This is a genomic window from Gammaproteobacteria bacterium, from assembly GCA_013003425.1.
GTDB lineage: Bacteria > Pseudomonadota > Gammaproteobacteria > Steroidobacterales > JABDKV01 > JABDJB01.
Map to the genome: position 1 here is coordinate 45,248 of JABDJB010000106.1, position 13,867 is coordinate 59,114.

The window sequence follows — 13,867 nt, forward strand, 5'->3', positions numbered from 1 at the left end:
GGCATGGGAAAAATTCTGGCACTGACGTTTGTGGCGTTATGGGTAGCCGTGCTGCTGGCCGGGCTGGCCACTATCAATGCGCGGCATGAAGCAAGAAAACTGTTTGTCGAGCTGCAGCAGTTGCAGCAGGAGCGCGATGAGCTGGACATCGACTGGGGCCGGCTGCGGCTGGAGCAGAGTGCGTATGCAACGCACGGGCTGATCGAGCAGGTTGCGCACGAAAAAATGAAAATGTCTGTGCCGCAGCCCGCCGACATACACATTCTCAGGCGCCAATGAGTCGCAAACAGAAAAACAGTGCTGCGGCGCCGATGCGCTGGCGTAGCTGGGTGGTGCTTGGCCTGCTGACTACTGCAGCCGGGTTGCTGACCTGGCGTGCGGTTGACCTGCAGCTGCTCGATGACGGGTTCCTGTCAGGCCAGGGTGATGCGCGGCACCTGCGCGTGGCGCAGCTGTCGGCCCATCGTGGTCCGATTCTCGACCGCAATGGTGATCCGCTGGCTGTCAGTACACCGGTGGATTCACTTTGGGTCAATCCACGCGAGTTCGGCGCAGTTACCGAGCGGATCCCTGAGCTGGCCCGGCTCGCGGGGCTGAAAGAGGCGTGGCTGGCGCGCCGCCTGAGCAGCAATGTCGAGCGCGAGTTTGTCTACCTGCGCCGGCACATGCGCCCTGACGAGGCCGCCAGGGTTCTGCAGACGGGTTTCCCGGGCGTGTATACCCAACGCGAATATCACCGTTACTACCCGGCTGGTGAAGTGGTGGGCCACGTTGTCGGCTTTACCAACATCGATGATGTTGGCCAGGAAGGACTGGAACTGGCCTATGACGAATGGCTGCGCGGTGAGCCGGGGGCCAAGCGGGTGCTGCGCGACCGTCTCGGTCGCAGCATCGAGGATGTCGAAAGTATCCGTGCACCGCGTCCAGGTCAGGCGCTGCAGACCAGCATAGACCTGCGGGTTCAGTACCTGGCTTATCGCGAGCTCAAGCGTGCTATTCGCGACCAGCGTGCGCGGTCGGGTTCGGCTGTCGTACTCGACGTTACCACTGGTGAGGTGCTGGCCATGGCCAATCAGCCCTCATTCAACCCGAATAATCGTGCCGAGTACGAAGCTCCGCGTTACCGCAATCGTGCGGTCACGGATATTTTCGAGCCCGGCTCAGCCATGAAACCGCTGGTCATTGCGGCGGCACTGGAAACCGGCGATTACCGCCCTGATACGGTCGTGGAGACGTCACCGGGTTTTCTGCGCGTCGGTGGCTGGATGATCGAGGACGTGCGTGACTTCGGCGCACTCGACGTAACCAGCGTCATTACTTTTTCGAGCAACGTCGGCGCAACAAAGATTGCGATGTCGCTCGATTCGGCGAGATTGTGGTCCACCCTGGCAGGGCTGGGTCTGGGCAGCCTGACCGCCAGCGGGTTCCCGGGTGAGTCGGCCGGACTGCTCAATGATCCCAAGCACTGGCGGCCAATTACCCAGGCGACGATAGCCTACGGCTATGGCCTGTCAGTAACCCCGCTGCAGCTGGCGCAGGCATTCGCCACGATTGCAGCCGGTGGCACGCGTTACCCGGTAACATTTCAGCAGTTGTCACGACCGGCAAGCGGTGAGCGGGTAATCAGCAGCACGGTCGCGCAGCAGTTGCTGACAATGCTGGAAACTGTCACCCGGCCGGACGGTACCGGCGCACGTGCCGTGGTACCCGGTTATCGTGTGGCAGGAAAAACCGGGACAGCACGCAAGACCGAAGCCGGCGGTTATTCGTCGGAGCGTTACACCTCTGTCTTTGCCGGTGTCGCGCCGGTCAGTCAGCCCAGGCTTGCGGTGGTCGTCGTAGTCGATGAGCCAAGCGCCGGCCTTTATTACGGCGGCGATGTTGCAGCGCCGGTGTTCTCCGCAATCATGGCTGGTGGCCTGCGTCTGCTGGCAGTACCACCGGACGGACTGGTGGCCGAACCACCAATGCTGCAGGTGGCAACCGGTGCGGCGGGGCAGGAGCAATGATGGCGGCTGCCAGGACATTGCACCTGACACTGGCCGAGTTGCTCGGTGCAGAAGCGCCACCGGGAGTCAGCGAACTGACGGTAACCGGCCTGAGCATGTCGAGCCACGGTGTGCAGCCCGGCTTTGCCTTTCTCGCCTGTCCTGGACGGGGTCGCCACGGCCTCGATTTCGCACCGGCCGCTGCTGCCGCCGGTGCGGCGGTCATCCTGTACGAACCACGCGGCAGTGATGCCGAGTTATTGCCAGTGCGCGTACCGTGTATCCCGGTGCCACGGTTGAGTCAGCGTGCCGGCGAAATCGCCGGCATCTTTTACGCCCGGCCGTCGGCACGCATGCGTGTGGCCGGGCTGACCGGAACAAACGGCAAGACCACTGTTTCACATCTTGTTGCTCGCGCAGCTGAAAACACGGGGCACGTCGCGGGCATTTGCGGCACGCTCGGTTATGGCCGCCCGGCCGACCTTATGCCTTCCGAGCTGACCACACCGGATGCAGTGACCGTGCAGCAGCGGTTGAGCCTGCTTGCCGACAACGGCGTTACCCATGTTGCGATGGAAGTTTCATCACACGCCCTCGACCAGTATCGGGTTAACGGTGTGAATTTCGATACCGCCGTGTTTACCAACCTGTCCCGCGACCATCTCGATTATCACGGCGACATGCAGGCCTACTTCGAGGCCAAGCGCCAGCTGTTTGCCTGGCCCGGGCTGCGTCACGCGGTCATCAACGTTAATGACGTCGCTGGTGCACAGCTGGCGAGAGACATGGCAGACACATTGCGCGTAACGGCCGTTGGCAGTGGTAAGGCAATACTCGGTTTTGACAGCCTGCAGATCAGTAAAGTTGAGACCACCGGTACGGGTCTGCGTCTGGTGATTACAGCTGCCGGCGGCGATGTCGCGATCGACAGCCCCTTGCTGGGTGATTTCAACGCTTTCAACCTGGCGTTGGCGCTTGGTGTGCTGGTCGGCTGGGGGCTGGAGGCCGACGCGGCCGCCGCTGCCCTGGCCAGGGTGCGACCGGTTGCCGGCAGGATGGAGTCTTTTGGCGGCGGTGACCGGCCGCTGGTCGTGGTCGACTACGCCCACACACCCGATGCGCTGGACAACGCATTGCGGGCATTACGGCGTCACTGCGCACGTGACCTGTGGGTGATGTTTGGTTGCGGCGGCGATCGTGACCGTGGCAAGCGATCCATGATGGGCGAGATCGCAGCACGCCTTGCCGATCGTGTAGTCATTACCGATGACAATCCGCGCCGCGAAGATCCGCACCGGATTATTGCCGAAATTGAGGACGGGGCTGCCGGCGAACACGTCAACGTGGTACGCGGCAGGCGCGAAGCTATTGAGTGGACGGTGGCGCAGGCAAGTGCCGGTGACATCGTCCTGTTGGCCGGGAAGGGCCACGAGGACTATCAGCTGGTTGGTGAGCAGCGCCTGTCGTTGAGCGACCGGGATGAGGCGCGTCGCCTGGTGGGGGATCCGGTATGAGTCATGGTTCAGTAAAGCAATTGGCACGCATTGTCGGCGGCGAGTTGCACGGCACAGACACGCTGTTTCTTGCGGTGTGTACCGATACACGCAAGCTGAGAGAGGGCGAGCTGTTTGTTGCCCTGCAGGGGCCAAATTTCGATGGCAATGATTACGCTGCCAGCGCCATGCAGCAGGGCGCAACCGCGGCACTTGTGTCACGCCTCTCTGACATCGATATTCCACAGGTTCTGGTCGACGATACCCAGGCGGCGCTCGGTCGTTACGCGCACTTCTGGCGCGCCGCACGCGAAGCACGGGTCATTGCGGTAACCGGCAGCAACGGCAAGACCACTGTCAAGGAAATGATCGCCGCGATAATGCGCCGGGTTGGCCACACTCTTGCTACGCGCGGCAACCTGAACAATGAGATTGGCGTTCCGCTCACGCTGCTCGAACTCGAAGATCGCCATCAGCACGCCGTAATCGAGTTGGGTGCGAATCATCCAGGCGAAATCGCCCGTCTCACGGCGATGACTGCACCGCAGATAGGGCTGATTACCAATGCCGGCCCGGCTCATCTCGAGGGGTTCGGCAGCGTTGAGGGCGTGGCCAGGGCAAAAGGCGAGCTTTACGAAGGGCTGGCCGCCGATGCGATCGCTGTAATCAATCGCGACGATGAATACTACGGGTTGTGGGCCAGCATGGCGGGTGATCGCCGCATCGTAACTTTTGGTTCTGCCAGTGGCGCTGATTTCTGTGCCCGTGAAGTGATCCAGCACACTAATGGTCATGGTAACGGGCTGCGCGTGTTGCTCGAAACACCCGAGGGTGATTGCGTCATCAAGCTGCCGTTGCCGGGACGCCATAACGGTGTCAACGCGGCCGCGGCCGCCGCCGCAGCCTGGTCGGCCGGCGCTGAGCTGGAGACGATCGTCGCGGGTTTGCAAGGCGTCAAGCCCGCCGCCGGCAGACTGGCAATCAAGCGGACAGGCTGCGGCGCACGTGTAATTGACGACACGTATAACGCCAACCCGGGTTCGCTGCAGGTGGCGCTGGACTTTCTCGCGGCGCAGCCGGGCAAGGCGTGGCTGGTGCTGGGCGATATGGGTGAGCTTGGCGATAACGCCCGGGCGCTGCATGCCCACTTTGGTGAGCGGGCCCGCAAGTCCGGCGTCGAGCGATTGTTTGCGATCGGTCCCCTCAGTGCCGCAGCTGCCGAAAGTTTTGGTCCGGGCGCCGAGCGTTTCGCCAGCGCGGAACAGCTTATCGCTACTTTGCGCGCCGAGCTGCACGATGGCGTCAACCTGCTGGTCAAGGCTTCGCGCGCAATGCAGCTGGAGCAGGTTGCCGATGCGCTCAGTGAAGAAGAGGCGCGGGGCTGAGCAATGCTGATGTACCTGGCAGAATACCTGGAGCGCTTCCATTCCGGATTTAATGTATTCGGCTATATCACGATGCGCGCGATTCTCAGCGCACTCACGGCGCTGCTGATGTCATTCATCGTGGGCCCGGCGATGATACGCCGGCTCAGCGCCTACCAGATCGGCCAGACCGTGCGCGACGATGGGCCCGAGTCGCACCTGCCAAAGGCCGGCACGCCGACCATGGGCGGGGCGCTGATACTCGTGGCGATTTCTTTCAGCACGTTGTTGTGGGCAGACCTGGGTAATCGTTTCGTTTGGGTGGTGCTGGCGGTGCTGATCGCCTTCGGACTCATCGGCCTGATTGATGACTACAAGAAGCTGGTGCTGAAGGACAGCAAAGGGCTGAGCGCCCGTTCCAAGATTTTCTGGCAAAGCCTGGTCGCGCTGGCTGCTGCAGCGGTGTTGTTCTGGACCGCTCGTGACCCGGCCGAAACTTCGCTGCTGCTGCCGTTTTTCAAGAACTTCGCCCTGCAGATGGGGTCGTTCTACATCATCTTCGCTGCGTTCGTGATTGTTGGTACCAGCAACGCCGTCAACCTGACCGATGGGCTCGATGGGCTGGCCATCATGCCGACGGTGCTGGTAGGGGCGGCACTGGGCGTATTCGCTTATGCCACGGGCAACTTCAACTTTGCCGAATACCTTGGCATCCCGTTCATTAACGGCGTTGGGGAAATGCTTGTTATCTGCGCGGCACTGACCGGCGCCGGTCTCGGATTCCTGTGGTTCAACACTTATCCCGCGCAGGTATTCATGGGAGATATCGGCGCGCTGGCACTGGGCGCGGCGCTGGGCGTTGTTGCCGTCATTGTGCGCCAGGAGCTGGTGCTGGCAATCATGGGTGGCGTGTTTGTTGTCGAGACGGTGTCCGTAATCATCCAGGTGGCGTTGTTCAAAATGACCGGGCGACGCGTCTTCCTGATGGCGCCTCTGCACCATCATTACGAACTCAAGGGGTGGGCGGAACCAAAGGTCATCGTGCGGTTCTGGATCATCACTTTCATCCTTGTGCTTGTCGGACTGGCAACACTGAAACTGCGATGAAGATTGAAGTCGACAGCGTAGCGGTCAAACGTACCAGCATCGTTGTCGGGCTGGGCAAGACCGGCGTGTCCTGCGCCCGCTACCTGGCGGGTCTGGGCGACCGGGTCATTGTGACCGACACACGCGAGCGCCCGCCCGGGCTGTCTGACCTGCGACGTCTGCGACCTGACATCGAGCTGCGGCTCGGCGGTTTTGACGAGGCAATGTTGTCACTGGCTGATCGCCTCGTGGTTTCTCCCGGCGTGTCACTGCAGGAGCCATTCATCCAGTCTGCGGCGCGCCGCAATGTTTCGATAATCGGCGACATCGAATTATTCGCTGAGGTTGCGGAGGCGCCGATCATTGGCGTCACCGGTTCCAACGGAAAGACAACCGTAACGACGCTGGTCGCCGCGATGATGCGCAAGTCCGGCCGCAAGGTGCTGGCCGGCGGGAATCTGGGTGTGCCTGCGCTGGATCTGCTGAAGCAGCCGGTGCCGGACTTTTATGTGCTCGAGTTATCCAGTTTCCAGCTGGAACGCACCGGCAATTTGTCAGCGGCAGTTGCGGCCGTGCTTAACATCTCTCCTGATCACATTGACCGGCATGGCGGCGTTGATGCCTACATCGAAGCCAAGACCCGGGTCTACGATTCCTGCGGCATCGCTGTCTACAACCGCGATGACGAGCGCGTCGCTGCAATGGTTGCTGACCGCCTGGCCACGCTGAGTTTTGGTATCAATATGCCGGCGGTAGGCCAGTATGGCGTAATCAGCCGGCGCGGCACCGACTGGATTGCCCGTGGCCCGCGCCTGCTTGCGCCGGTCAGTTCGCTGAAAGTTGTTGGCGCTCATAATCTGGCGAATGTGCTGGCGGCAATGGCAATCGGGGAGGCAGCCGGTCTGCCACGTGACCCGATGCTCCAGGCGGCGCAGGAATTCCGTGGACTGCCGCACCGCACGCAGGTGGTTGCCGACGCGGCAGGCATGACCTGGATCAATGATTCCAAAGGTACCAACGTCGGTGCTTCGGTGGCGGCGCTGGAAAGTATTCGTCGCGGGAAGATAGTCCTGATTGCCGGCGGCGATGGCAAAGACGCCGACTTTTCGCCGCTGGTGCGGGTGATGCACCGGCGTGGCCGTGCAGCCATTTTACTGGGTAAAGACGCAGAGCGGCTGCGCGAGCTGTTGGCGCCGCATTGCCAGGCGACTGTCGTTGATGACATGCCGGCTGCAGTCAAGGCAGCAGCCGAGGCCGGCAGTCGTGGCGATACCGTGCTGTTGTCGCCGGCGTGTTCGAGCCTGGATATGTACGTCAATTACGAAGCTCGTGGCGATGCCTTCGTCAGCGCCATAAGGCGGTTGCGATGAGTGCGGCGCGGACATACAGCCAGCCGTGGCGGGTGGCGGTCGACCCGGTGCTGGGTAGTGTCGTCGCGGCATTGTTGCTTATTGGCCTGGTGATGGTGGCCAGTTCTTCTGTCGCTATTGCCGACCGCGACCTGGCCGCACCATTTTATTACCTGAACCGGCAGCTACTGCTGTTGTTGATTGGCCTGGGTGCCGGCGGTGTTGCACTTGTGGCACCAACCCGCTTGTACGAAAAGTCCAGCGTCGTGCTGCCGCTGATTGCCTTGCTGCTGTTGGTAATCGTATTGCTGCCCGGTGTTGGTCACACGGTTAATGGCAGCACGCGCTGGCTGCCGCTGGGGCCGGTCAGGCTGCAGGTTTCTGAACCGGTACGGCTGTTGTTGCTGATGTATATCGCCGGATACATCGTCCGGCGGCATCAGCATGTGCGCGAGACGCTGGGCGGTTTCGTCAAGCCGATGTTGCTGATCACCGTGGCCTGCACGCTGCTGCTTGCCGAACCTGATTTTGGTGCGGCCGCGGTTTTGCTGGGCACAGTGCTGGCGGTAATGTTTATCGGTGGCGTGCGCTGGCGCGACCTGTTTTTGCTGGTTACCGCTGCAGGCGTCTCACTGGCCGCGCTGGCACTGACTTCGCCATACCGGCTGCAACGGCTGACGACGTTTCTCGATCCGTGGGCCGATCCATTCAACTCCGGCTTTCAGCTCACGCAGTCGTTGATTGCGGTTGGGCGCGGCGGATTGTTTGGTGTCGGCCTGGGTGGCAGCGTGCAGAAGCTTTTCTACCTTCCCGAAGCACACACAGACTTCGTTTTTGCCGTGCTGGCTGAAGAGCTCGGCCTGATAGGGGCGGTCGGCGTAATACTGCTGTTCGTGTTGCTGGTGTGGCGCTGTTTTGCAATTGCCCGGGCTGCGGGCGAGGCAGGGCTGGCGTTCCAGTCATACCTGGTTTACGGCATCAGCATCTGGCTCGGCAGTCAGGCATTCATAAACATCGGCGTATCACTGGGCGCCCTGCCGACAAAGGGTCTGACCCTGCCATTGATCAGCTATGGCGGCAGCAGCCTGGCGATCTGTTGTATTGCTCTGGCACTGGTATTGCGTGTTCATCATGAAACCGTAATTGCGACCCGCGCGGCTTCGCCGCGACGGCCGGCGACTCGCCGGAAGGGGCGGCGATGACGAGCGTGATGATCATGGCCGGTGGCACCGGTGGGCATGTCTATCCCGCGCTGGCCGTTGCCCGGCGCATGGCGGAACAGTCATGCGAAGTGAGCTGGCTGGGTACCCGCACCGGACTCGAGGCGCGTGTCGTGCCGGAGGCCGGCATCGCCATCGACTGGCTCAAGGTCAGCGGGCTGCGCGGCCGCGGCCTGATGTCGTGGTTGCTGGCGCCGTTTGTGCTGGTGCGCGCCGTATGGCAGGCGGCTCGCGCTATTCGGCGACGTCGTCCGGCCGTTGTGTTGGGGATGGGCGGCTTTGTCGCGGGGCCTGGTGGCATTGCCGCATGGTTGTTGCGCCGTCCGCTGGTTATACACGAACAAAACGCCGTTGCCGGTCTGACAAATCGTCTGCTGGCACCGTTTGCGAAAACTGTCATCGAAGCATTTCCGGGCAGCTTCGATGAGCGCCGTGGGGCGCAAGCGGTGGGAAATCCTGTGCGCCGCGAGATTGTCGGGATGCCGACTCCGCGCGAACGCTTTGCCGTGCGCAGTGGTCGCCCGAACCTGCTGGTACTCGGTGGCAGCCAGGGCGCACTGGCGTTGAACGAAATAGTCCCGCGGGCGATCGCGCTGATTGAATCGGTGGACCGGCCGCAGGTATGGCATCAATGTGGTGCGCGAACCCACAACGTTGCCGAAAAGGCTTATGCCCAGTACGGCATTGACGTTCGGCTGAGTGAGTTCATCGAGGACATGCCTGCCGCCTATGGCTGGGCTGATCTGGTGGTTTGCCGCGCCGGCGCACTGACGATTGCCGAACTGGCCGCTGCCGGTGTTGGTGCCCTGCTGGTGCCGTACCCGCTGTCGATCGACGATCACCAGACGCTCAACGCGCGTTACCTGGAGGCAGCCGGGGCCGGCATGATCGTCGCGCAGTCGGAGTTGACTCCGGAGCTGCTGGCTACCGCGCTGGAAAAATTGCTCAGCGATCGCCAGCGGCTGCTCGATATGGCCGAGGCGGCGCGCCGGGTGGCGCAGCCAGATGCCACTGAAAGCGTGGTGCAGGCCTGCCTGCAGGTCGCCGGGAGGGCGCGGTCATGACCGACCGGATGCGTCGAATCCACACCATTCACTTTGTCGGTATCGGCGGCGTCGGCATGGGCGGGATTGCCGAAGTGCTGCTGAATCTTGGCTATGCCGTGCAGGGATCCGACCTGCGCGACGGCGCGGTAACCCGGCACCTGGCTGATCTGGGTGCGCGAATCTTTACCGGCCACGACAAGTCAAACGTCAGTGGTGCGGATGTTGTGGTTGTCTCCAGCGCCGTCGCCGCCGACAACGCAGAAGTTGTCGCCGCGCATGATGCACGTATCCCGGTAGTGCCGCGCGCAGAGATGCTGGCGGAGCTGATGCGCTTCAGGTACGGCATTGCGGTGGCCGGTACCCATGGCAAGACAACCACGACGAGTCTCATCGCATCCGTGCTCGCCGAAGGTGGCGAGGACCCGACTTTTGTCATTGGCGGGCGGCTGGAAAGCGCCGGCAGCAATGCGCGGCTGGGCAGCGGCCGCTATCTCGTTGCCGAAGCAGACGAGAGCGACGCGTCGTTCCTGCATCTGCAGCCCATGATTGCGGTTGTGACCAATGTCGATGCCGATCACCTGGAAAGCTATCGTGGTGACGTGCAGCGGCTGCGTACGGCATTTGTTGATTTTCTGCACAATCTTCCCTTCTACGGCCTGGCGGTTGTGTGTGCGGACGATCCCGGTGTCCACGACATACTCGGCTCAATTTCGCGGCCCATAGTCAGCTATGGCTTCGAAGAGGGCGCCGATGTGCGTGGCACCGGGCTTCGCCGCGATCGTATTACCACCAGCTTCGAGGTGTCGAGCGTCGGTTACCAGCCGCTCGAGATCACACTTAACCTGCCCGGCCGTCACAATGCGCTCAATGCACTCGCTGCCGTGGCGGTGGCGCGTGAGCTGGGTGTGGATGACGGCGCCGTGCAGCGGGCGCTGGCACGTTTTGCCGGTATCGGTCGTCGTTTCCAGGTAATCGGCGAACCGCGAACGGCTGCCGGCAAGGTGCTGGTAGTCGACGACTATGGCCACCATCCGACAGAGATTGCCGCGACCATCGAGGCGGCGCGCCAGGGCTGGCCGGAACGCCGTCTGGTAGTGGCATTCCAGCCGCACCGCTACAGCCGGACGCGCGATTTGCTCGACGACTTCGCCCAGGTGCTGTGTACCGCGGATGCGTTGTTGCTGACCGAAGTCTATGCCGCCGGCGAAGAACCGATTAGCGGTGCTGACGGGCGGGCAATGGCACGTGCGGTGCGCTCACGCGGTCGAGTCGAGCCGGTCTTTGTCGAAGATGTGCAGCGGCTGCCGCAGGTGTTGCAGCGGGTACTGCGCGATGGTGATCTGCTGTTGATGCTCGGCGCCGGCAATATAGGCGCAGTGGCAGCGTCGCTGCCCGATCAGCTCGGAATAAAGGCGGCGGGGTCGGACGGATGAACATGCCGCGCACCCATTCCGAACTACGCGGCGACAGGCGCCACGATGAGCCGATGGCGAAACATACGTCATGGCGCGTCGGTGGCCCTGCTGATCTGTGGTACCGACCCGCCGATCTCGAGGACCTGCAGACTTTCATGGCCACGCTGCCGCCCGGTATCGATGTTTACTGGGTCGGGCTGGGCAGCAACCTGCTGGTACGCGACGGCGGTTTACGCGGCGCTGTAATCAGTACTCATGGAGTGATCGACAGCATCACGCGGCTTGGCGACAGCATTGTTTATGCCGAGTCCGGTGTCGCCTGCGCCAAGCTGGCGCGTCGCTGTGCACGCTGGGGGCTGGGTCCGGCTGAATTTTTCGCCGGCATTCCCGGCACCATCGGCGGCGCGCTGGCAATGAATGCCGGCGCCTTTGGCGGCGAGACGTGGGAGCGTGTCAATGCGGTCGATGTCATCAACCGCTTTGGCGAGTTGCGCCGCCGTCACCGTGATGAATACGAAGTCGATTATCGCAGCGTAACGGGGCCGCGTGACGAGTGGTTTATCGGCGCTGAATTCGGTTTCGACCAGGGCGTGCCAACCGGACGCGGTGCGATTCGTGACCTGCTGGCGCGACGCAAGGCCAGCCAGCCGATCGGTGTGCCCAGCTGCGGTTCGGTGTTCCGCAATCCACCTGACGACTATGCCGCACGCCTGATCGAGAGTGCGGGGCTAAAGGGGCATGGTATCGGTGGCGCCGTGGTTTCTGACAAGCATGCAAATTTCATCATAAACAGCGGTGACGCCAGCGCTGCCGACCTCGAGGCGCTGATCAGGCATGTCCGGGAAACGGTGCGGGAAAAGCATGGCATCGAGCTGATCCAGGAAGTTCGCATACTGGGGGAGGTCGCATGAGCCGCGTCAGCGATCCCGCAGTCTTTGGCAAGGTTGTCGTGCTGTATGGCGGCGAATCGGCCGAGCGCGAAGTGTCGCTGCAAAGCGGTGCGGCAGTGCTGGCTGCGCTGCAGTCAAAGGGCATTGATGCGACCGGCGCCGATACCCGCACCGTCGCAGTTGCCGGGCTGGCAGATGCCGGTTATGACCGCGCGTGGATCGCGCTGCACGGTCGGGGCGGTGAAGACGGCACCGTGCAGGGCACGCTGCAGACCATTGGCCTGCCATACACCGGCAGCGGCGTGCTCGGCTCGGCGCTGGCCATGGACAAATTGCGCAGCAAGATGCTGTTCCGCGCCGCCGGTTTGATGACGCCGCCATGGTCGCTGCCGCGCAGCGAGGCGGATCTCGAAACTGTCATCGAGCATGTCGGCGTGCCCTGCTTTGTCAAACCGGTGGCAGAGGGTTCCAGCGTCGGCGTGACGCGCGTCGATGAGCCGCAACAACTGGCCGATGCATTTCACGCGGCTGCCGCTGATGGCAACGATGTGCTCGTGGAGGAACTGATCGTCGGTCCCGAATACACAGCGGCAATGCTGGACGGGGAGTTATTGCCACTGATTCGCATCGAAACACCGCGCGACTTCTACGACTACCAGGCCAAGTACCACAGTGAGCGCACGCTTTATCACTGCCCGTGCGGGCTGTCGCGCGAACGGGAGCTGGAGCTGGCGGCATTGAGCAAGTGCGCTTTCGAGATAGTCGGGGCGAGTGGCTGGGGTCGGGTCGATTTCATGCTCGATGCAGACGGCACGGCTCATTTTCTCGAAGTAAACACAATACCGGGCATGACCTCCCACAGCCTGGTGCCGATGGCGGCGGCGACCGCGGGAATGGATTTCGAAACCCTGGCGTGGCGCGTGCTCGAGACCAGCCTTGCATCGGAGGTGACGTCATGACCGTGCTACGCCGTCGCCGTGCCAATCGCCGCAAACCCGCGCCACGTGACTGGAGCGCCGTGGTCGATCGCGGCGTGCGCCTGTTGCGGGCACTTGGTGTCACTGCGGCGGTAGTGGTTGTTGCGGTTCTGGTTGTGCTGTTACTCGACCGGCCGCTGACCAAAGTGACTATCGATGGCCCGTTTCAGCGTGTTACTGCAGTACAGCTCGAGGCCATCGTGCGATCGCATCTCCCGGCAAGCGTGTTGCGTGCAGATATTGCTGACATACGCGCCTCGTTGAATGCCGTCGACTGGGTCGATCGCGCAGCAGTACGCCGCCGCTGGCCCGACGAACTGCACGTAATTATTACCGAACAGGTGCCGGCCGCGCGGTGGGGCGAACGCGGCCTGCTCAATACGCGTGGCGAATTGTTCCTGCGCGAGGCCCGTCATGTGCCGGCCGAGCTGCCTCGCCTGGACGGACCCGAAGGCAGTGAGTGGCAGGTCGCGCAGCGCTATCTGTGGATGCGCGACAGGTTGCTGGCCGCCGGACTTGGTCTTGCTGCGGTACAGCTCGACGCGCGTGGCGCATGGCAGCTACGGCTGACAAATGGAATCGAGGTGCGGTTGGGCCGGGATGACTCGGACAAGCGCATCGAACTGTTTGTCGAAGTGGTCGCGCCGCTTATCGCGCCGCGTGCCGGTGAGGTGGCTTATGTGGATATGCGTTACAGCAACGGTTTTGCAGTTGGCAGGGGTGAGGCGGCAGTGAGAACTGCAGAGGTGTTATCGGATGCCTAAACGTAGCGACAGGAATCTGGTCGTTGGTCTGGATATTGGCACTTCCAAGGTGGTGGCGATTGTCGGCGAAGTAAATGTGGACGATGAGCTCGAAGTCATCGGCATCGGCATGCACCCTTCGCGCGGTCTTAAAAAAGGCGTGGTCGTCAATATCGAATCGACCGTGCAGTCCATTCAGCGAGCCGTCGAGGAGGCCGAATTGATGGCCGGCTGCGAAATACATTCGGTCTATACCGGGATTGCCGGCAGCCATGTACGCAGTCTCAATTCGCACG

Annotated in this window: 13 protein-coding genes; all 13 read left to right on the top strand. The window is 62.3% G+C overall.

Features of this window, described 5'->3' with window-relative positions; translation table 11 throughout:
- The first annotated feature begins 3 nt into the window (after positions 1 to 3).
- Positions 4 to 279: a cell division protein FtsL gene (gene ftsL / locus HKN06_14230; protein NNF62469.1), complete on the top strand. Its 276-nt coding sequence runs from the start codon at positions 4 to 6 to the stop codon at positions 277 to 279.
- Complete coding sequence (locus tag HKN06_14235) at positions 276 to 2,009, top strand: penicillin-binding protein 2 (protein ID NNF62470.1); 1,734 nt, start codon at positions 276 to 278, stop codon at positions 2,007 to 2,009. The genes ftsL and HKN06_14235 overlap by 4 nt, the downstream gene beginning before the upstream one ends.
- Positions 2,006 to 3,502 (top strand): UDP-N-acetylmuramoyl-L-alanyl-D-glutamate--2,6-diaminopimelate ligase, encoded by a 1,497-nt coding sequence (locus HKN06_14240; GenBank protein ID NNF62471.1) that lies wholly within the window; start codon positions 2,006 to 2,008, stop codon positions 3,500 to 3,502. Before HKN06_14235 ends, HKN06_14240 begins: the two co-directional genes overlap by 4 nt.
- The gene (locus HKN06_14245) at positions 3,499 to 4,866 is read left to right on the top strand and encodes a UDP-N-acetylmuramoyl-tripeptide--D-alanyl-D-alanine ligase (GenBank protein NNF62472.1); all 1,368 of its coding nucleotides are present in this window, start codon (positions 3,499 to 3,501) and stop codon (positions 4,864 to 4,866) included. Before HKN06_14240 ends, HKN06_14245 begins: the two co-directional genes overlap by 4 nt.
- Before the next feature lie 3 nt (positions 4,867 to 4,869).
- A complete protein-coding gene (locus HKN06_14250) occupies positions 4,870 to 5,952 on the top strand; it encodes a phospho-N-acetylmuramoyl-pentapeptide-transferase (protein NNF62473.1) in 1,083 nt (360 codons plus the stop codon).
- Complete coding sequence (locus HKN06_14255) at positions 5,949 to 7,301, top strand: UDP-N-acetylmuramoyl-L-alanine--D-glutamate ligase (protein NNF62474.1); 1,353 nt, start codon at positions 5,949 to 5,951, stop codon at positions 7,299 to 7,301. The genes HKN06_14250 and HKN06_14255 overlap by 4 nt, the downstream gene beginning before the upstream one ends.
- Positions 7,298 to 8,482 carry a putative lipid II flippase FtsW gene (gene ftsW, locus HKN06_14260; GenBank protein ID NNF62475.1) on the top strand — a complete coding sequence of 395 codons (1,185 nt, stop codon included), beginning with the start codon at positions 7,298 to 7,300 and terminating at the stop codon, positions 8,480 to 8,482. Before HKN06_14255 ends, ftsW begins: the two co-directional genes overlap by 4 nt.
- Positions 8,479 to 9,564 (top strand): undecaprenyldiphospho-muramoylpentapeptide beta-N-acetylglucosaminyltransferase, encoded by a 1,086-nt coding sequence (gene murG / locus HKN06_14265; GenBank protein NNF62476.1) that lies wholly within the window; start codon positions 8,479 to 8,481, stop codon positions 9,562 to 9,564. Before ftsW ends, murG begins: the two co-directional genes overlap by 4 nt.
- Positions 9,565 to 9,572: 8 nt before the next feature.
- Entirely contained in the window at positions 9,573 to 10,979 is a 1,407-nt protein-coding gene (gene murC / locus HKN06_14270; protein NNF62477.1) for a UDP-N-acetylmuramate--L-alanine ligase, read from the top strand.
- A 2-nt stretch (positions 10,980 to 10,981) separates the two neighbouring features.
- A complete protein-coding gene (murB, locus tag HKN06_14275) occupies positions 10,982 to 11,872 on the top strand; it encodes a UDP-N-acetylmuramate dehydrogenase (GenBank protein NNF62478.1) in 891 nt (296 codons plus the stop codon).
- Positions 11,869 to 12,810, top strand: coding sequence for a D-alanine--D-alanine ligase (locus HKN06_14280; protein NNF62479.1), 942 nt, complete (start codon positions 11,869 to 11,871; stop codon positions 12,808 to 12,810). The genes murB and HKN06_14280 overlap by 4 nt, the downstream gene beginning before the upstream one ends.
- Positions 12,807 to 13,592, top strand: coding sequence for an FtsQ-type POTRA domain-containing protein (locus HKN06_14285; protein NNF62480.1), 786 nt, complete (start codon positions 12,807 to 12,809; stop codon positions 13,590 to 13,592). Before HKN06_14280 ends, HKN06_14285 begins: the two co-directional genes overlap by 4 nt.
- Positions 13,585 to 13,867: cell division protein FtsA (locus tag HKN06_14290; GenBank protein NNF62481.1), on the top strand; the 283-nt coding region annotated here is incomplete at its 3' end. The genes HKN06_14285 and HKN06_14290, both read left to right, overlap by 8 nt.